Origin of the sequence: Tritonibacter scottomollicae, from assembly GCF_003003215.1 — a bacterium.
GTDB classification, from domain to species: domain Bacteria; phylum Pseudomonadota; class Alphaproteobacteria; order Rhodobacterales; family Rhodobacteraceae; genus Epibacterium; species Epibacterium scottomollicae.
The window spans coordinates 415313-433951 of record NZ_PVUF01000001.1 but is presented as its reverse complement, the minus strand read 5'-3'; the positions used below and the strand labels follow the sequence as shown (position 1 = coordinate 433951).

The 18639-nt window shown below is 60.8% G+C and carries 15 protein-coding genes; 5 read left to right on the top strand and 10 right to left on the bottom strand.

From position 1 onward, the window contains the following. Position 1 precedes the first annotated feature (1 nt). The 3 genes from CLV89_RS02110 to CLV89_RS02100 are packed head-to-tail and all read left to right on the top strand — an operon-like array spanning position 2 to position 2636. The gene (locus tag CLV89_RS02110; protein ID WP_106161973.1) at positions 2-793 is read left to right on the top strand and encodes an ABC transporter permease; all 792 of its coding nucleotides are present in this window, start codon (positions 2-4) and stop codon (positions 791-793) included. Further along, the gene (locus CLV89_RS02105; protein ID WP_106161972.1) at positions 790-1821 is read left to right on the top strand and encodes an ABC transporter ATP-binding protein; all 1032 of its coding nucleotides are present in this window, start codon (positions 790-792) and stop codon (positions 1819-1821) included. The genes CLV89_RS02110 and CLV89_RS02105 overlap by 4 nt, the downstream gene beginning before the upstream one ends. Beyond that, on the top strand, positions 1818-2636 hold the full coding sequence (locus CLV89_RS02100; RefSeq protein ID WP_243394909.1) for a phosphodiesterase: 819 nt from the start codon (positions 1818-1820) through the stop codon (positions 2634-2636). Before CLV89_RS02105 ends, CLV89_RS02100 begins: the two co-directional genes overlap by 4 nt. 522 nt (positions 2637-3158) lie before the next feature. On the opposite strand, the gene CLV89_RS02095 is transcribed toward CLV89_RS02100, so the two are convergent. From CLV89_RS02095 to CLV89_RS02080, 4 genes are all read right to left on the bottom strand, one after another. Further along, a complete protein-coding gene (locus tag CLV89_RS02095; RefSeq protein WP_106161971.1) occupies positions 3159-4112 on the bottom strand; it encodes an ABC transporter ATP-binding protein in 954 nt (317 codons plus the stop codon). Beyond that, on the bottom strand, positions 4109-5992 hold the full coding sequence (locus tag CLV89_RS02090) for a dipeptide/oligopeptide/nickel ABC transporter permease/ATP-binding protein (protein WP_106161970.1): 1884 nt from the start codon (positions 5990-5992) through the stop codon (positions 4109-4111). Before CLV89_RS02090 ends, CLV89_RS02095 begins: the two co-directional genes overlap by 4 nt. After that, positions 5989-6936, bottom strand: a complete 948-nt coding sequence (locus tag CLV89_RS02085) for an ABC transporter permease (protein WP_106161969.1) — start codon at positions 6934-6936, stop codon at positions 5989-5991. The genes CLV89_RS02090 and CLV89_RS02085 overlap by 4 nt, the downstream gene beginning before the upstream one ends. Positions 6937-7078: 142 nt before the next feature. Further along, the gene (locus CLV89_RS02080; RefSeq protein ID WP_106161968.1) at positions 7079-8665 is read right to left on the bottom strand and encodes an ABC transporter substrate-binding protein; all 1587 of its coding nucleotides are present in this window, start codon (positions 8663-8665) and stop codon (positions 7079-7081) included. Between the two features lie 107 nt (positions 8666-8772). Between CLV89_RS02080 and CLV89_RS02075 the strand changes: the two genes are divergently transcribed. Further along, complete coding sequence (locus CLV89_RS02075; protein WP_106161967.1) at positions 8773-9447, top strand: DUF1028 domain-containing protein; 675 nt, start codon at positions 8773-8775, stop codon at positions 9445-9447. On the opposite strand, the gene CLV89_RS02070 is transcribed toward CLV89_RS02075, so the two are convergent. Then, positions 9444-10211: a FadR/GntR family transcriptional regulator gene (locus CLV89_RS02070; RefSeq protein ID WP_243394908.1), complete on the bottom strand. Its 768-nt coding sequence runs from the start codon at positions 10209-10211 to the stop codon at positions 9444-9446. The genes CLV89_RS02075 and CLV89_RS02070 overlap by 4 nt on opposite strands. A 93-nt stretch (positions 10212-10304) precedes the next feature. On the opposite strand from CLV89_RS02070, the gene CLV89_RS02065 reads away from it, so the two are divergent. After that, entirely contained in the window at positions 10305-11525 is a 1221-nt protein-coding gene (locus CLV89_RS02065) for a M20 family metallo-hydrolase (RefSeq protein WP_106161965.1), read from the top strand. A gap of 15 nt (positions 11526-11540) precedes the next feature. Here CLV89_RS02065 and CLV89_RS02060 read toward each other — a convergent pair whose 3' ends face one another. From CLV89_RS02060 to doeB, 5 genes are all read right to left on the bottom strand, one after another. Next, positions 11541-13766 (bottom strand): Hint domain-containing protein, encoded by a 2226-nt coding sequence (locus CLV89_RS02060; RefSeq protein ID WP_106161964.1) that lies wholly within the window; start codon positions 13764-13766, stop codon positions 11541-11543. A gap of 337 nt (positions 13767-14103) precedes the next feature. Next, on the bottom strand, positions 14104-15477 hold the full coding sequence (locus CLV89_RS02055) for an aspartate aminotransferase family protein (RefSeq protein WP_106161963.1): 1374 nt from the start codon (positions 15475-15477) through the stop codon (positions 14104-14106). Between the two features lie 62 nt (positions 15478-15539). Then, positions 15540-17015, bottom strand: a complete 1476-nt coding sequence (locus CLV89_RS02050) for an NAD-dependent succinate-semialdehyde dehydrogenase (protein WP_106161962.1) — start codon at positions 17013-17015, stop codon at positions 15540-15542. A gap of 85 nt (positions 17016-17100) precedes the next feature. Next, entirely contained in the window at positions 17101-17580 is a 480-nt protein-coding gene (locus CLV89_RS02045) for an Lrp/AsnC family transcriptional regulator (protein WP_106161961.1), read from the bottom strand. Position 17581: 1 nt separating this feature from the next. Further along, complete coding sequence (doeB, locus tag CLV89_RS02040; RefSeq protein WP_106161960.1) at positions 17582-18574, bottom strand: N(2)-acetyl-L-2,4-diaminobutanoate deacetylase DoeB; 993 nt, start codon at positions 18572-18574, stop codon at positions 17582-17584. Positions 18575-18639 lie beyond the last annotated feature (65 nt).

The following is an 18639-nucleotide window of genomic DNA, read 5'->3' as shown; positions in this document are numbered from 1 at the left end:
TATGATGAGACTTATAACCCGCCACGTCCCGCTTGCCGTCACGCTTTTGGCCTGCGCCTTCCTTCTGATCCCGATCATCCAGTCGATCCTGGCCGGGCTGACGGTCAATTACTTCCGCGGCCTGTCCTCGGGCCTGACGTTGAAATGGATCGTTCAAGTCTGGGAGCTGTACTCCGACAGCATATTCCTGTCGATCTGGCTGGCACTGACCTGTCTGGCGGCGACGCTCGTCATCGGGGTCCCTGCGGCCTATGTGCTGGCGCGCAACCCTGGCCGGATCACCCGCGTTCTGGAAGAATTCATCTCGCTACCGCTGGCCATTCCGGGCCTCGCGTTGGCGCTGGCGCTACTGCAGCTGTACGGGACCGTTCAAGGGTTCCGCACCAGCTGGACCTTCATCCTTGTGGGGCATGTCCTCTACACGCTGCCCTTCATGGTCCGTTCTGTCCTGTCGGTTCTGGCTGCCATCGACCTCAGAACGCTTGAGGAAGGGGCAGCCAGCCTTGGGGCAGGCCCGGCACGACGCTTTGTCGACGTCGTGGTGCCCAACGCCATGCCCGGCATCCTTGCCGGTGCGCTGACCGTGGTGACCCTGTCCATCGGCGAGTTCAACCTGACGTGGATGCTGCACACACCCTACCTCAAGACGCTGCCCGTCGGTCTTGCCGACAGCTATGCCTCGATGCGGCTCGAAGTGGCCTCGGCCTACACGCTGGTCTTCTTCGTGATGATCGTCCCGCTTCTGATGGCCATGCAATGGGCCAGCGCCCGCGCACAAAGGATCATGCAATGACTTTGACACTCACCAATATCGCCAAGACCTTCCCCGGCGGCACGAAGGCATTGCTGCCCACTGATCTGGAAATCGCCAAGGGCGAGATCCTGTCGCTGCTTGGACCGTCCGGTTGCGGCAAATCCACCTTGCTGCGCATCATCGCGGGGTTGGAGACACCGGACCCCGGCGCCTCAATCGTCTTTGACGGCGACGATGTGACACATCAATCCGTCGAAAGCCGCAAGATCGGCATGGTGTTCCAGTCCTACGCGCTGTTTCCGAACATGTCGGTGCGCAGCAATATCGGCTACGGCCTGAAGATGCAGAAGCTTCCGAAGGCGGAAATTGCCGCGCGGGTAGACGAGGTCATTGGCCTGTGTCAGCTGGCCCCCTATGCCGACCGGGCAGTCACCGCGCTCTCGGGTGGTCAGAAGCAGCGCGTCGCGCTGGCGCGCGCGATGGCGCCGCGTCCTCGAGTTTTGCTGCTGGACGAGCCGCTGTCGGCGCTGGACGCCGCGCTGCGCAACCATCTGCGCGACGAGTTGGCGCTGCTGTTGCGCCAGTTCGGGATCACCGCGATCTTCGTGACCCACGATCAGGACGAGGCGATGGCCATCGCGGACCGCGTGGCCGTAATGAGCCAGGGCCAGGTTGCCCAGATCGGCACGCCCGAGGCGCTTTACCGCAATCCCGCGACCGGCTTTGTGGCCCGCTTCGTCGGCGATGCGATGCCTCTGGAGGGGCGCATAGAGCGCGCTCACATGCATCTTCCGGGGGGTGTCCTGACGCTGCCTCAGGCCGGCGACGGTCAGCAAGTCCTGGTCCGTGCCGAGGATATCAGCATCGATCCGCAAGGCCCGATCACTGGTCGGGTCGAGACCGTGACCTTTCTTGGCACGCATTACCGCATCGCCTTGTCCGGCGTGATGGCCGGGCCGCTGTTTATGCTGCATGCGGGGCTCAGCGCACCGAAGCCCGGAGACGAGGTGCGCCTGTCTATCCCACCAGAGGCTCTGTTGGTTCTGCCGATGGAGATGGCCGCATGATACATGGATTCATTCAGATTACCGACACGCATATCGTTGCTCCCGGCACCCTGGTCTGCGGGCATTCGGATACGGCACAGGCACTGCGCCGCGCGGTCGAGACGATCAACGCGAAGCTGCCACTGTGGGAGGGGATCGACTGTGCCATCGTCACCGGCGATCTGACCGATCATGGCACGCCCGAGGAATACGCGCATTTCCTGTCGATCATGGACGAACTCGCCCTGCCGTGGATTGCCATTCCCGGCAATCACGATCAGCGCGCACCGATGCGCGCGGCGCTTTCGGATGCGCCCTGGATGCCCAGCACAGGTCCCGTGCATTGGGTGCGGGACTTCGGCGCCTTCTCGGTGATCGGCCTCGACACGCTGCTGGAAGGCGCTCATCATGGGATGCTCTGCGAGGGGGGCATGGATTTTCTCGACACGACACTGGCCGCCATCGGTGCTCAACCCGCCATCGTGGCCACGCATCACCCCTTCATGCATGCAGGGCTTCCCGCCATGGATGCGGACAATCTGCGCAACGGTGCTGCGATGATCGCGCGACTTGGGGCGCATCGAGGGCCGGTTCGCATGCTGTCCGGCCACGTCCACCGCGCGGTGACCGGCCAAATCGGTCGCGTAACCTGCCAGATCGCCCCTGCGACCTGCCACGCGGTATTGACCGATCATCGGACCGGGCCTGCCCCGCAGCTGGTGCTCGAACCGGGCGCCGTGACGGTCCATCGATGGCTCGACCAACCCGGAGCAGGACTGGTTTCAGAGGTCATTCCGACGGGCCTGTTCCCCGGTCCCTGGCCATTCGAGGCCTGACCACGCGCAGAGACGAAACACCGCCCTAAGAGCCGGATATAGATCAGCAATCGCGACCTCCGATCCAGAAACAGACAAACCATCGCAATCCGGCGGGGTCTGCGTACATCGACACAAGACATTCGCAACGGGGGGCATCACCTTGCCCGTATCTCAACCGCATGCTCGCCTACAAGATGGCAGACTTTGCGTGCGTCAGTCGCCAAAGCTAACACCCGGCGAACCTGCGTCAGCCGCGTCTCCACAGGAATTCCCATCTAAAACTCGACCAACAGTGAGCTGCACCCCTTGGCGACGCCTGAGTTACGCACGGGTTCCACATTCATTCAGACCGGATCATGCAGCCGGGTCAGTGGACGAGAGGAAGCGATCTCAGCCCGGGAATGCCAGCGCTAATGACTGATCAAGATCCTATGCGAAAATGCCTAAGCACTCGCATTCTTCATCCAAACACATAGATTGCGAAGTCTTCGTCGAGTCTGACTGGGCCCCAACATGCGGTTTTCTAACCTTTTACAGTGTTCAATAGGGATAGAAACAAGCGCTCGCCACGCGATCATCATGTGTTTCCAGGGGCGGCATCGCGACGCCGCAAACTTCCGTCGCACGGGGGCATCGCGCACGGAAGGCACAGCCCTGTGGTGGATTGAGCGGATCTGGTAGTTCGGTCTCCTTGGCTTCTGGCACAGCAAGCGGGCGCCCTACGACAGGTGCGCTGTCAGCGAGTAGCTTGGTGTACGGATGGCGCGGAGCGGCAAAGACTTGATCCGCTGGACCGACCTCCACCACAGAGCCAAAGTACAGCACCGCAACCCGATCGCTCACAGCCTCCACCACCGCAAGATCATGGCTGATAAAGATATAGGTCAGGCCAAATTTCTTCTTTAAATCAGCGAGCAGATTGAGCACCTGCGCCTGCACCGAGACATCCAGCGCCGAGACAGGCTCGTCCAGAATCAGAATGCGCGCCTCCGCTGCCAAGGCGCGCGCAATGCCGATCCGCTGCGCCTGTCCGCCGGAGAATTCATGCGGGTAGCGATCAAGAAACTCTTCGCGCAGGTTCACCGCGGCAAAGATCTCCGCAATGCGGGCGGTGCGCGCCTTGGCATCCATGCCGTGCAGATAACGCAGGGGGGATTCCATGATCTGGCGGATGGTTTTGCGCGGGTTGAGGCTGCTGATCGGGTCCTGAAAGACATATTGGATCTTCTGCCCAAAGGTGGCCGGGTCCGCGTTATCAAGCGGCGCGCCGTCGATCTCAATCTGGCCGGTGGTGGGCGGCAGCAAGCCCACCAGCATCCGCGCCAATGTGGATTTTCCACAACCTGACTCACCTACGATGCCGAGGGTTTCGCCCTTTTCCACCGTCAGCGAGAGCGGCTGCACCGCCTTGACGCCCGCCTTGGGTGCGCCGAACAGGCGTTTGCCCACCGGGAAAGTCTTGCTGAGGTCGGTGAGTTTCAGTGCCGCGCTCATGCCGTGGCCTCCTGCACTGGGATTTCAGGATCGATGCAGCGGATCTTGCGCGCAGGCCCCAAGGCACCAAGCGCAATATCCCCACTGCGACAGGCACTTGCGGCCTTGGGACAGCGATCAGCAAAGGCACAGCCTGCGGGCAGTTTGTCCACCACCGGCGGCAGACCGGGAATGGCTGCCAATTGGCGTCTGCCCTGACCCAGTTCCGGCACGCAGGCCATCAGCCGCGCGGTATAGGGATGGGCGGGCGCATTGAGGATGGCATCGGTGGGGCCTTCCTCGACAATGCGGCCCGCATACATCACCGCCACCCGATCACAGAGCTGCGCCACCACGCCAAAATCATGGGTGATGAAGATGATCGCCAAGCCCCGCTCGCGCCGCAAATCACCGAGGAGCGCAAGGATCTGCGCCTGCACCGTCACGTCGAGCGCGGTTGTGGGTTCATCCGCGATGATGACCTCCGGGTCATTGGCCAGCGCCACGGCGATGCCGACCCGTTGGCGCATGCCGCCCGACATCTCATGCGGGTAATTGTCCACGCGCGCCTCGGCATTGGGGATGCGCACGGATTTCAGTAACTCAATCGCGCGGGCGCGGGCCTCGGAGGTACTGGTGCGATGATGGCTCTGGATCGCCTCGATGAGCTGCGCACCAACCGTATAGAGGGGGTGCAGCGTCGCCTGTGGATCTTGAAAGATATAGGCCACACGATCACCACGCAGACGGCGCAGGGTCGCATAGGGGGCACCGATTAGGTCTTCGCCCTTGTAATGCACGGCACCGCCGGTGATGACACCGGGAGGCGAGGCCACCAGCCCCATGATCGACAGCGCCGTCACGGATTTCCCAGAGCCACTTTCCCCAATGATTCCAAGGAATTCGCCCGGCCTTACCGAGAGGTCCACTCTGCCCACGGCCTTGTAGATGCGATCCTTGACGTGGAACTGGGTTTGCAGGTCGCGCAGGCTCAGGATGCCGTCGCCTTCGGGCTGCGGCACGGGGTCTGTGCGGCGCACCATGGTGGTGGGCATCGGGCGGCTAAGCGCGCCGGATTTCAGACGCGGATCAAGGGCGTCGCGCACGCCGTCGCCCAGAAGATTGATCGCCATCACGATCACAAGGATCATCGCACCGGGCACCACGGAGCTATGCGGATTGGTAATCAGCGCCGAACGCGCCTCCCCCAGCATGGAGCCCAGATCCGCCTGCGGCGGTTGCGAGCCAAGACCGAGGAAACTGAGACCCGCCGTCTCAAGGATCATCCAGCCGACGGTGGTGGACATGGCGATCACGATCACCGGGATCACATTCGGGACCACCTCGGTGATAATAATGCGCGCATTCGACATCCCGCACAGCCGCGCCGCATCAACAAATTCCTTATGCGCGATACCCACGGTGACACCGCGAATGTTGCGCGCGAAGAAGGGGATGTTGACGGCGGCCACTGCGATCAGCGCGTTCATCAGCCCCGGACCAAGCGCGGCGACAATCGCCAGCGCCAGCAGGATATAGGGAAAGCCCATCAACATATCGACGCCGCGCATGATCACATTGTCCACGCGCCCGCCGTAAAACCCCGCGATCACGCCAATGGCCGCACCGATGGTGGCCGCCGCCACCGCCGCCGCAAAGCCCACCGCCAGCGACAGTCGCGTGCCCCACATCAGGCGGCTGGCAAGATCCCGACCAAGGTGGTCAGTGCCAAGCAAGGCCCCTTCGCTGAAGGGTTTCTTGAACCGCTCTGCCGTGTTGGTCACATCCGGGTCGGGCAGCGGCAGGAGGGGTGTCAGCGCCGCCAGCAGCACCACCACGGACATCACTATAAGCCCCGCCAGCGCGAGACGGTTGCGAGACAAAAGACGCAGGAAGCTCATGCTTTGATCCTCGGGTCCAGAAGGCTTTGGGCGACATCGACGGCAATGTTAAAGAGCACATAGCAGGCAGCCACAAAGACCACGCCGCCCTGCACCAACAGGATGTCGCGTTTGAGGATGGCATCGACCAGCATGCGCCCGACGCCGGGCCACTGAAACACCATCTCGATATAAACCGCACCCGAGAGCACAAACCCGGCCTGAATGCCCAGCACCGGGATGATCGACACCATCGCCGCGCGCAGACCATGGCGCCAGATCACGCTGCGCTCATGCACGCCTTTGGCGCGGGCGGTGCGGATGAAATCCTGTCGCAGGACCTCCAGCATGGCGGAACGCGACAGGCGCGCGATGACGCCAGTGGCCACCACCGCCAGCGCAATGGCCGGAAGGGTCAGGTGGCTAACAAGGGCCGAGAGATCCCGCGCCCCGTAGATCGGCCACATGCCGGAGACCGGGAACCAGCGCAGATTCACCGCGAAAATCAGGATCATCATCATGCCGAGGAAAAACGACGGGATCGAAATGCCCAGAAGCACCGCAAATGTAATCGCCTTATCCGCCAGCCCGTATTGGCGCGACGCCGAGACCACACCTGCAGCAACGCCAAGGATCGAACAGATCACAAAGGACGTGCCCGCCAGCACCAGCGTTGCATTGAACCGCTCCAGCACCTCGTCCAGAACCGCGCGATTGAGCGAGAAGCTGCGTCCAAAATCGCCCTGCAACATATTGCCAAGCCAGATAAAGTACCGCTGCACCAAGGGCTTATCGAGACCGAGATCGCGATTTAGCTTCTCCACATTCTCGGGCGTCGCATAAGAGCCAAGGATCGCCGTAGCCGGGTCGCCCGGGATCATTGCCATGATCAGAAACACGATGACCGAGATCCCCAGAAGGACCGGCACCGCGGAGATGAGCCTTTTTATAATGTAGCCAGTCATGGCGTGCCTTCCTGCTCTGCCGATTGGGGGGAGCGTGTTTCCGGGGAGACTTTAGCCGACACTCCGGGGAAACAGGGCCCGCGCGCGCCCCGCAGGGGCGCGCGCGGGTCGGATCGGGCAAAGCCCGATCCGAAACCTCTCATCAGTTCTTGGTCACATCATCGAGCAGCAGGAAGAACGAAGGCTGCAAGGCAAAATCGCCCACCCGCTCCGATGTCACCGCGTTCTGCTTCCAGTTGGCGACAAAGACCCAAGGCGCATCTTCCTGCACGATGGTCTGCATCTCCCGATAGAGCTTGGCGCGCTCGTCCTGATCGGTTGCAACGCGGGCCGCTTCCAAAAGCTCATCCACCTTCGGGTTGGAATAATAACCGGAGTTGAAGCCGCCCTTGTCGGGCCATGCATCTGTGCGCAACGCAAGGAAAGGCAATGTGTCCGGGTCATTGGTCATCCAGGCCATCTCGGCCATGTCGGCCTTGCCCTCCAGCCCCGGATTGACCTCGCCCAGGAAGGTATTCCACTCGTAGGTTTCGATCTTCACATCCAAACCCACCGCGCTCAGATCCGCCTGAATGGCGGTGCCCATGGCGATAGGATCAAGCATACCAGAGCCCCCCTCGGTCACATAGAATGTCAGCTCCGCCCCCTCGGCGCCCGCCTCGGCCAGGAGTTCGCGCGCCTTGTCGGGGTCATATGGATAGGGTTCCAGAGATTCATTATACGCCCAGGCAAAGGCGGGCGGGGTCGGGCCTGCGGCCACCTCGGCGGTGCCCTCAAGCACATCGTTCACGATCGCGGATTTGTTGATCGCGTAGTTCGCCGCTTGGCGGACGCGCTTGTCGGCAAAGGGGCCTTCCTTGGCGTTGAGGATCAGGAACCAAACGTGCGGGCCAGCCTGTTCATGCACGGTGAAAGCATCGCCCTGAAATTCCGACAGCGCCACCGGCGGCACCTCAACCATCAGATCAATACCGCCGGCCAGCATTTCTGCCGTGCGGGTGTTGGCATCGGTGATCGGGCGGAAGACCACCGCGTCCAGCTCTGCCGCGCCGTCCCAGTAGTCGGGGTTTTTCTCAACCACCACGGCCTCGTTCGAGCGCCACTCGGCAAATTTGAATGCGCCGGTGCCGGAGGGGTTGCGGCCAAACTCCACGCCATGGGTCTTGACCGCCTCGGGCGATACAATCAGGCCCGTTGGGTAGGCAAGGTTCGACAGGAACGGCGCATAGGGCGCGTTCAGCTTGAATTTCACCGTCAGGTCATCGACCGCCTCGACGCTCTCGACGGCGGAGAAGAAGAAGGCCAGCGGGAACGGGCCGGTGTTGTGGAAGGGGTGGTCTTCATTGAGCATCCGCTCGAAGTTGAACACCACCGCCTCGGCATTCAAGGCGCTGCCATCGTGAAAGGATACGCCCTCGCGCAGCGTGAATGTATATTCGGTGCCATCCTCGGAAATGCTCCAGTCGGTGGCCAGTGCGGGCTCCACCTCCAACGCGCCGTCCTTGTAGCGCACGAGGCCGTCATAGACGTTCATCAGGATGCGGAAATCGTTCACCGCCGTCACCGCCGCCGGATCAAGCGCCTTCGGCTCTGCGATCTGGCCGACGATCAACACGCCCGGCGGTGTCTGCGCCGCCGCGGGTGCCACCCCCATCGAAACACCGGCCAGAGCCGTCGTCGCGAACATTGCGGCCATCGCGCCGCGCCGCGTCATCTCAAGAAATTTCATGTTGGATCCTCTCTGCTGAGATTTATTTTTCATGATTAATTGTATCCACGCAAATTTTCATGATAAATACAAGTCTAAACCTGCAAGACCCCCGTCCGGAGACCACAATGACCTTTTCAATCCTGATGTATGACCGTGAGACAGGCAGTTTTGCAGCGGCGGCGGCGACCGGCAGCCTATGCGTCGGGGGCTGGGTTTTGCGCGGAGATATCGAATCAGGGCTGGTGGCCTCGCAGGGAACCGCACCCAGTACATTCTGGCGCGATGACGTGCTGCGGCGGATGTATAGCGGAGACCGGGCAGAAGCGGCGGTGGCGCAGGTTACAGATGCGGATCCGGGGCGCGGACATCGGCAATTGCTGGCGATTGATCGTTGCGGCGGCACTGGCGGGTTCACTGGCATGCAGAGCGTAAGCTACGCAGGCCATATGACAGATCGCGATCTGGCGATCGCTGGCAATATGCTGGCAGGACCTCAAGTTTTGACGGCGATGAATGAGGCGGCACAGGGCGAATATGCTACGCTATCTGACCGGATGCTGGCAGTTCTGGATGCCGCCGCAACGGTTGGGGGGGACGCGCGCGGGCTGCAATCCGCAGCCCTTTTGGTGCTGTCACCGGAGCGCCCGCCGCTGGACCTGAGAATCGATTATAGCGACGACCCGCTACCCGCCTTGCGTACCCTGTGCCTGCGGGCGCATCGCTCGCCCTATTACGACTGGCTTACAGAGGTTCCGGTCTTGAAGGATCGCTACCGCGCGGTGCTGCCGGATGCCAGCTAACGCTGCTCGCCAATAAAACGCCGCGCCAGTTGCGCTTCTTGCGATTGCATTTGCTCCTCGGCGCCCTGCATATGCGAGGCCATGATCTGCCGCGCAGCCCCCGCATCGCCATCGCGCAGGGCTTTCACCAATTGCATCTGATGCTCGCGCCCGCGCCGCCAGAGTTCCGGGTTCGGTGGCTCGTAGAGTTTGCGATAGATGGTCATATCAGTGAGCACCCGCGCCATGAAGGAAATCACAAATCCCAACAACGCATTGCCTGAAAACTCCGCCAACCGCGCATGGAATTCGAGCGAAGAGACATGTTGCTCCTTCTCCTCCTCTGCCGACTGCGCCGGTTCCGGATAGCGCGCCGCAAGGACCTCCATCTCGGTCAGTTGCGCATCACTCAACTGGCCCGCAAGGCTCGCTGCAAGCTCAGGCTCCAGCGCCCGGCGCATCTGGTAGATGTCGGCAATCGACAGGTTCTGAAAGTAGAAATAATTCGCCAACAGCGACCGGGCGCGCTTGGCAGAGACCTTGTCGACGAAGCTGCCGCCGCCGGGCCCGGTACGGGTGACGATCAGGCCTTGCGCTTCGAGAATGCGCATGGCCTCGCGCACGGTGCCCTTGGAGACGCCGAATTGCGCGATCATCTCGGTTTCGTTGGGCAGTTTGTCGCCCTGCTGGAGATCTCGCTCCACCACCCAGGTCTTGATTTCATCCGCAACGCGCACCGGGCGTGAGCGTTTTGGCTGACCTGAGGATGATGTTTTTATGCTCATAGTTTGGCGCTCTTTTATCATGATAAAAATATAGACGGGAAAGCGTTCCGGGGATAGACCTCTAATTAATCACGATAAATTATGAGGTCACAGATGAACTGGGGACAAGAAGCGCAGCATCGCTTGAGCAAAATCGCACAATGCAGCACGGCAGGCCCCGGTGTGACCCGCCTCCCCTACACCCCTGAACATGCGCGCGCATTGGAACACATCAGTGACTGGATGCGGCAGGCCGGACTGACACCGCGACTGGACGCCGCGGCAACATTGGTTGGGTCCAGCGCGTCTGCTGCCAATGGACCGGCCGTGCTGATCGGATCACATCAAGACAGCGTGCGTGAGGGCGGTCGCTACGATGGCATCATGGGGGTCTTGATCGGCTGCCTTGCGCTGGAACGTCTGGCCTCTGAGGGGGTTGAACTACCCTTCCCGGTCGAGGTCCTGGCCTTCGCTGATGAGGAAGGCGTTCGTTTCCCAACTGCTCTCATAGGTCCACGCGCGCTGTCCGGTCGGTTCGACCCGTCGGTTTTGGACATGCAGGATGCAAACAGCGTCAGCTTGCAGTCCGCGTTGTCGGATTTTGGCGGCACCCCGGAAGCAGTCACCACGCAACAGCGCGCGCAAGATGCCGTGCGCGCATATCTCGAGGTCCATATCGAACAAGGGCCAGTTCTGGAGCAAAGCGACGCCCCCTGCGGTATCGTCACCGGGATCTGCGGCATTGAGCGCAACACCGTGACCTTCAGCGGCGAGACAGGCCACGCAGGCACTGTGCCGATGAATGGCCGACGTGATGCATTGGTGGCGGCGTCAGAGTTCATCACTCGCGTCCATGATGCGGCCCGCCAGATCGACGGGCTTCGCGCCACAGTTGGCACCCTCTCCCTGAAGCCAGATGTCGTGAATGCAATCCCACGGGAAGCCCAACTCACACTGGAAATGCGCGCTCTTTCGGATCAGGTTCGCACGGAGTTTGCCGCCTCCGCTCAGGTCCTTGGCACGGAAATCGCCAACGCGCGCGGCGTGTCCTTTGCGATGTCACGCACATACGATCAGGCGGCAGTGCCCTGTAATCCCGACTTGATGGTCTGCCTCGAGGCGGCGGCAACGGACGAGGGCATCAATGCCCCACGCCTGCCTTCGGGGGCGACCCATGATGCCTCGGCGATGGCCGACCTGTGCGACATTTCGATGCTTTTTGTACGATGCAAGGATGGCGTGAGCCATTGTCCGGAAGAATATGCGTCCGATGCGGATATGGATGCCGCGATTCGCGTCACCTGCAGCTACTTGCGGCGCCTCGCTGCGCAGTAGTGCCGGCACATCGCTTCAAGCCGCCGTGCGACCATGCAGCGCCTTCAAGTCACCACGTCCAAGATCCACCCGAGCGAGTTGGCAGTAGGCCTCGGCCACGTAATGTCGACCGAGCTTTCCGCAGAGGTTATTGGCCAAGAAAAGTTCGGGGAACAGGTCGAACAACTCTCTGCGGCCTTCGGCTGAGATGCCACGCAACGCCTCTGGTCCCGGCCAAAACGTCTCGGTCGCAACACCTTCGGCAAAAATGACCTGATGATGCTCTGTCATGAGGTGGATATAGCTGACACCAGCCCCCCCTTCAGCCACCGCGACAGAGGCCGGGGTCAGGCCTTCCAGCAATCGGGCCCGCACGAAGGCCTCATGCATGGAGCCAAGTTCGCCAAGCCGTCGACGGTTCAGCATAAACCGATGCTGTGGAGACACCAGAAGCGGGCGTTCGTTCGCGAGGAGACCACCGGGGCGGATCAGAAGTGGGCGGAGATGTGGCTTTTCAGCCAATTCCAGCGCGCTCAAGTCCCGTCGCCCGATCCAGATCACCGGCTGAAACCCATTGTCTGCCGTCTGCAGCAGGTCGCCGACGCGGACCTCCTCGACAGGCACAGCACCGCGTGACGTTGCAACACGAATACCCGGTGTGAAACAGGGAATACCCGCTGCATGGAGCTGAGGTTGTGTATTGATCTGGTTCGGGGCAACCCCGGTCAGAACCAGTTGCTCACCCCCAGGGAAGGTCAATGTCGCATTGCCAAACCCGTCATCGGTCACCACGACGTCGGCCGCAGTGACCAGCCCCCCCAATCCGGAGCCGCCGGTTAGGCCGCTGACATCGATCTGATCGTTGTAGAAGCCATCCGCGTCATCGTCCGTCACATCAAAGTCAGATACGGTGTCAGCTCCGCCGGACGTCGTCATCACAAAACGGTCGTCCCCATCGCCCCCCGTGAGCGTATCGTCACCACCGCTACCGGTCAGCGTGTCATCGCCGGCGCCGGCGTCCACATTCACGCCGGACGAGGCTGCGCTGGCGTCGAGGCTGTCATCGTGATCGGTCAGCCGAAGTCGCTCAATCTCCTGAAAATAGGCGGTATCCCCGCCACCTTGAATAATGCCCGCCTCATTGCCGGTATAGCCAACATTGATGCTACTGCTGCGAGCAGACAGGTCGATTGCATCATCATCGGTTCCCGTTTCGCCACCCAGAATGGTGTCGTCACCAGAGTTGTCGAAGATCTGAAAAGTGTCAGCGTCTGCATCCCCCTTCAGTTGATCGTTTCCCGCGCCCCCGACCAGCGTATCAGCGCCGGCACCGCCATATATCGTGTCGTCGCCTTCCTGCCCTGACAGGTAGTCATCGCCCTCTCCGCCGGTCACACTGTCAGCATCGGCGCCGGACCAGATCGTATCGTTTCCATAGTCCCCGTGAATGGTATCGCGGCCCGTTTCACCATAGAGAATATCGTCACCGTACATTCCGAGGACCAGATCATCCCCATCGCCAGCCATCACGGTGTCGCTCAAACCCTCAGCACCAAAATCCACCGTAAGATTGCTGCCACCCTCGATCATTTCGAGATACCAGCCATCTGGATGCCGCAGCTCCCAGTTGTGATCTTCAAAGGTGCTCTGGTTCCACGTATCGCCAGGCTCGATCGTTGCATAGTATTGCAGCTGACCGCTGGTATCGACCCACCACAGTTCAATCGGGCCATCAGCTGAATTGGTAACCGTCAAAGTTGTCGGGGTCGTCCCCGGCCCCGACGCGGCAGATCCCAAGGTTGCCCAGGCATTGTCCCCATAGATCGAGTCATTCCCGCTTCCCGCGACGATAATGTCTCGTCCATCACCTCCTGCAAGGATGTCGTTGCCCGCCCCGCCATGAATTGTGTCATCGCCCTGATCGCCCGAAAGGGTATCATCGCCGGAGTTTCCGAACAGGTTATCGTCGTTATCTGACGCCTCGACATAGTCGCCACCGTCGGTTCCGACAATCGTGGTGAAATGTTGAATACTTGTCGGGCTGCCCAGCGTTGCATCAGTACCAGCATTCCCACTTTCGCCGACACGATACCAAGAGGACCCATTCCAGATCGAGATCGTATGGGCCTCAGCATCAATGCTCAGCTCATACCCCGAAGGCAGGGTACTGAAATCCAGCGTGTGACCGCTGCTCGCTTCCACGATTGCAGACCAGAACGCAGGGTCCTGGTAGTTGGTGGCTGTTACGACATAAGTTGTCATCTTATTTCCGCACGCCCCCTTTCACACTGCACTGCATGGGCTCACATCCAAATGGGCGGCAGCCCTGACAGGGGACACCAACACGCCCCGGGTCAACCACACCTCGCTGCGGCACCTCGGAGGCAGAGCCACTGCAGACCGGAATGCCGCTTGGAGAACCATAGAGGAGAACGGTTAATAGCGGTTAAAAACCAAAAGCCGAATATTTGAGGCGCAACAACAAGACACCGCACGCCTCTCAAACATCGACTGCAACCCATGGGTCGCATAGACTAAACCGCCCACGCCAAGGGCGTGGACGGTTTTTCTGACATCAGACCAGGGTCGAAACCGCAGATCAGCCCAGCACGGATTTCACCGCGCGCACAGTGCCCTCGACCACCTGATCGGCCTCGGCGCGTGTGAGACAGAAGGGCGGCGCAAAGCCCAGGATATCGCCCTGCGGCATGGCACGCGCGATGATCTTGTCTTGCTCCAGCAGTTTGGCGGAGACCTGCGGGCCAATCTTGTCAGCCGCGTCAAAGAAGGTGCGACTGTCGCGATCTTTGACAAATTCCACCGCGCAGAGCATGCCATCGCCGCGTATATCACCGACATTGGCATGTTCGCCCAGCGCCTCTGCCATGGTGGCATTGAGGTATGTGCCGACATCGCCAGCATTGCTCACGAGGTTCAGCTCGTCGATGAGTTTCAGGTTGGCAACACCCGCTGCCGCGCCGATGGGATGCGCGGAGTAGGTCCAGCCGTGGCCGATGGGGCCGTTCTCATCGGTGCCCTGCTCCAACACTTTCCAAACCTTGTCACCCACGATGGAGCCGGAAAGCGGCGCATAGGCCGAGGTCAGACCCTTGGCGATGGTGATGATGTCGGGCTCGATGCCGTAATGGTCAGAGCCGAACATGGTGCCAAGACGGCCAAAGCCGGTGACAACCTCATCCGCAACCAGAAGAATGTCGTGTTTCTTCAGGACTGTCTGGATCGCCTCCCAATAGCCTGCGGGCGGCGGCACGATACCCCCGGTGCCCAGGATCGGCTCGCCGATGAAGGCCGCAATTGTGTCTGCGCCTTCACGCTCGATCAACGCTTCCAGCTCGGCCACGCAATGGGCCACGAACTGCTCTTCGGTCTGGTTCAGATCCTCGCGGCGGAAGTAATAGGGTGCCTCGGTGTGGATCACCTGCTCGACGGGCAGATCGAATTTCTTGTGGAACAGCTCAAGCCCTGTCAGGGAGCCGGTGACCAGACCGGAACCGTGGTAGCCGCGCCAACGCGAGATGATTTTCTTCTTCTCGGGGCGGCCAAGGATGTTGTTGTAGTACCAGATCAGTTTGACGTTGGTTTCATTAGCGTCGGAGCCGCCAAGGCCGAAATAAACCTTCGACATATTCTTGGGCGCACGATCCAGGATCATCTTCGCGAGCGTGATCGACGCCTCGGTGCCGTGACCAACATAGGAGTGGTAATAGGCCAGCTCGCGCGCCTGATCGGCGATCGCCTCGGCAATCTCCTGACGGCCATAGCCGACGTTCACGCAGTAAAGCCCGGCAAAGGCATCCAGGAGCTTGTTGCCGTCCCGGTCCTCGATAAAGACGCCGGAGGCGGTCTTGATCACCCGGTTTGCGCTCTCACCGCGCGCATGTTGCGCCAGATGGGTCGAGGGGTGAAAGAAGTTGTCGCGGTCCCATTGGTCCAGTTGATCGTTCTTCAGCATTTCGTGTCCTTCCTATTTCCGTGCTCCACCCGCGGGGTGGAAAATCTCGCGTGGTCCGAGGGTTACGCCCAGTCGCGACAAACGTATTTGATCTCGGTGAATTCCTCCATGCCCAGCCGTGCGCCCTCGCGCCCCATGCCGGACTGTTTAGTGCCGCCAAAGGGGATCGGCGCGCCGGTGACCTTGGTGCGATTGACCGCCACCATGCCGAACTGCAACGCGCGGCTCAGGCGATAGATCCGGCGCGGGTCGTGGCTGTGCACATAGGCGACAAGGCCATATTCACTGTCGTTCGCACGCTGGATCACCTCATCCTCGGTGTCAAACGGCGTGATCGGCGCGACCGGGCCAAAAGTTTCCTCGTGCAGGATGGCCGCATCTGCAGGCACATCAGTCAACACGGTCGGTTCATAGAACAGCGGCCCCAGCGGGTGACGATTGCCTCCGCAGGCCAATGTGGCGCCTTTTTCCAGCGCGTCGGCCACATGTTGTTCCTGCTTTTGCACCGCTTTTTCATTCATCAAGGGGCCAATGTCGGGATCATCAATCCCTTTCCCCACAGTAAGCGCCTGCGTGGCGGCCACAAAGCGGGTGCAGAACTCATCATAAATGTCGCGCTCAACAAAGATGCGGTTCGCGCCGAGGCAATCCTGCCCGGAGGTGGCGAATTTCGCCTTCATGGTCTCGGCAACCGCGCGATCCAGATCGCAATTCTTGAAGACGATGACCGGCGCATGACCTCCCAGTTCCATCACCAGCCGTTTAACCGTCTCGGCGGACTGACGGTACAGGAGCTTGCCCACCTCGGTGGACCCGGTGAAGGACAAAGCCCGCACCCGCGCATCCCGCGTCCAAGGTTCCACCACCACCGGGGCTTTTCCTGTGACCACGTTGAAGACACCCTTTGGGATGCCTGCCCGTTCGGCAAGCTCCGCCAACGCCAGCGCACTGAAAGGCGTCTCGCCTGAGGGGTGTGCCACCACCGTGCAGCCCGCCGCCAGCGCCGCCGCGGCCTTGCGCGTCAGCATCGCGGACGGGAAATTCCACGGCGTGATCAGTGCGGCCACGCCCACCGGTTCGCGCCACAGCTCAACCTCCGCATCCGGCAGATGGCTGGTGACGCCCTCGATGTTGGGACGTTTGGATTCCTCGGCATAAAATTCAAGGAAGGCCGCGCCGTAATCGATCTCGCCGCGTGCCTCGGACAAGGGTTTTCCCTGCTCAAGCACCATCAGCCGGGCAAGGTCCTCTTTGTGTTCGATCATCAGCTCGAACCAACGGCGCAGGATGGCGCAACGGTCCTGCGGCAGCATCAGCGCCCAGCTGGCAAACGCCGCATGCGCCGCATCCACCGCAGCAGAGGAATCTTCTGCCGTCATTGCGGTCACATCACCTATGACATCCCCGGTGGCGGGGTCATGAACGGCGACAACCTCACCATTGGATGAGGCGCACCATTTCCCGTTTATGTAGGAAAATGAGCGCACCAGCGATTTGTCATTGATCTCCGCACGCGCGGACAGGGCCGTTAACGACATGTCTGCTCCTCCTGAAATTCTATCAAGGAGTGTGCAGGGTTCCTTTCAGAAGATGTGACTGAAGTTTGCCCGGCAGGCAGAGGATTCAACTGCCGTTGAGTAGTATCTCCAAAGGCGGCACACCTGCCCCCTTTACCGGTTTGGTCACGATATAGGTGAAATAGCGGCTCAAACCGATGCGCGCATCCAGCATCGCATCGATCAATCTCTGATAGGCGTCGATATCGCAGGTGACGATCTGCAACAGATAGTCGAAGCCACCGCCCAGCGCCCAGCAAGCCACGACCTCATCATAGCGCTGCATCGCCGCCTCAAAGGACTGAAAACTGGCAGCGGTGTGATCGGTCAGTTCGGCAGCCACAAAAACGGTGACGTGCGGGGCGATTTTCTTGAGGTTGATGCGGGCGTTATAGCCTTCGATCAGCCCGGCCTTCTCCAGCTTCTTCAGGCGTTCCCAGCAGGGGGTGGGCGACAGGCCCACTTGATCGGCCAGCGCCGCCTTGGTGATGCGGCCATCGCGGGACAGAATGCGGAGAATTTCGAGGTCGCGCTGATCCAGATGCATGTCAGCCCTCGACCACACCAATCACGGCGGCACAGTCGCCGGATTTGATCATGCCCGGAAAATGGCGGCTGATCAGCACGCCACCGCGGCGCGCGCGATACTCTACCGGTGCCTGCCCGGTGCGATCCGGCGACCAGACGCGCGCGACCACATCATCCTTTTCCACATGATCGCCAAGATCGATCATGATCTCAAAAAGACCGTCGTGCTCACTGAACACAAAACAATCCCCATCCGGCATATCGAGGGTCACGGAGGGATCAATCTCCATCTCGCCCTGCAGAATACCAAAATGGATCAACACATTGCGCAGGCCCTTCTTGGCAATGGCATTGCTGCGCGCCGTGGACATGCCACCGCCGCCCAGTTCCGTGGTAACCAGCACCGTGCCCATATCCTCGACGGCAGTGTCGTACATGCCTTCGCTGTCGATCTCCAACAGTTGCACTGAATAGGGCGCGTTAAAGGCCTGCATCGCAGCGTAGCAGGCCTCCTGAAGGCCCTTGTCCTCAAGGATGTGCGCGGCAGCGAAGGGGACGAAATCCAACGTTTTTCCGCCAGAGTGGAAATCCACCGCCACATCTGCCATCGGCAGCAACGTGCGTTGAAAATAGTCGGCGATCTTTTCCGTGACTGTGCCATCGGGGCGGCCCGGAAACGCGCGGTTCAGGTTGCCCCGGTCGATGGGCGAGGTCCGCGCACTGGCGCGAAAAGCGGGATAGTTGAAATAGGGCACGATGATCAGCCGCCCGGTCACATCCTCAGCGCGCGTGGTGGCCGCAAGCTCTTGCAGCGCCACGGGGCCCTCGTATTCGTCGCCATGGTTGGCCCCGGTCAATAGCGCGGTCTTGCCTGCCCCGTTCTGGATCACCGTGATCGGGATCATCACCGAGCCCCAGGCGCTGTCGTCGCGGCTGTAGGGCAATTTCAGAAACCCATGGTGCACACCGTCCTGATCCAGTGGAATCGTCGGGGAGATCGGGTTTGCCTTCATGTCTCTATCCTTTGCCAGCCTATTTCAGTGGATACACACAGCGCCTGACTTGTGTTCCTTGCAAT

What these genes read in the sequence shown, in the direction of transcription:
- CLV89_RS02105 (WP_106161972.1), top strand. Translation starts at nt 790, where the DNA reads ATGACTTTGACACTCACCAATATCGCCAAGACCTTCCCCGGCGGCACG.
- CLV89_RS02075 (WP_106161967.1), top strand. Translation starts at nt 8,773, where the DNA reads ATGACCTTTTCAATCCTGATGTATGACCGTGAGACAGGCAGTTTTGCA.
- CLV89_RS02060 (WP_106161964.1), bottom strand. Translation starts at nt 13,766, where the DNA reads ATGACAACTTATGTCGTAACAGCCACCAACTACCAGGACCCTGCGTTC.
- CLV89_RS02045 (WP_106161961.1), bottom strand. Translation starts at nt 17,580, where the DNA reads ATGCATCTGGATCAGCGCGACCTCGAAATTCTCCGCATTCTGTCCCGC.
- CLV89_RS02050 (WP_106161962.1), bottom strand. Translation starts at nt 17,015, where the DNA reads ATGTCGTTAACGGCCCTGTCCGCGCGTGCGGAGATCAATGACAAATCG.
- CLV89_RS02100 (WP_243394909.1), top strand. Translation starts at nt 1,818, where the DNA reads ATGATACATGGATTCATTCAGATTACCGACACGCATATCGTTGCTCCC.
- CLV89_RS02095 (WP_106161971.1), bottom strand. Translation starts at nt 4,112, where the DNA reads ATGAGCGCGGCACTGAAACTCACCGACCTCAGCAAGACTTTCCCGGTG.
- CLV89_RS02090 (WP_106161970.1), bottom strand. Translation starts at nt 5,992, where the DNA reads ATGAGCTTCCTGCGTCTTTTGTCTCGCAACCGTCTCGCGCTGGCGGGG.
- CLV89_RS02085 (WP_106161969.1), bottom strand. Translation starts at nt 6,936, where the DNA reads ATGACTGGCTACATTATAAAAAGGCTCATCTCCGCGGTGCCGGTCCTT.
- CLV89_RS02070 (WP_243394908.1), bottom strand. Translation starts at nt 10,211, where the DNA reads ATGAGCATAAAAACATCATCCTCAGGTCAGCCAAAACGCTCACGCCCG.
- CLV89_RS02055 (WP_106161963.1), bottom strand. Translation starts at nt 15,477, where the DNA reads ATGCTGAAGAACGATCAACTGGACCAATGGGACCGCGACAACTTCTTT.
- doeB (WP_106161960.1), bottom strand. Translation starts at nt 18,574, where the DNA reads ATGAAGGCAAACCCGATCTCCCCGACGATTCCACTGGATCAGGACGGT.
- CLV89_RS02110 (WP_106161973.1), top strand. Translation starts at nt 2, where the DNA reads ATGATGAGACTTATAACCCGCCACGTCCCGCTTGCCGTCACGCTTTTG.
- CLV89_RS02065 (WP_106161965.1), top strand. Translation starts at nt 10,305, where the DNA reads ATGAACTGGGGACAAGAAGCGCAGCATCGCTTGAGCAAAATCGCACAA.
- CLV89_RS02080 (WP_106161968.1), bottom strand. Translation starts at nt 8,665, where the DNA reads ATGAAATTTCTTGAGATGACGCGGCGCGGCGCGATGGCCGCAATGTTC.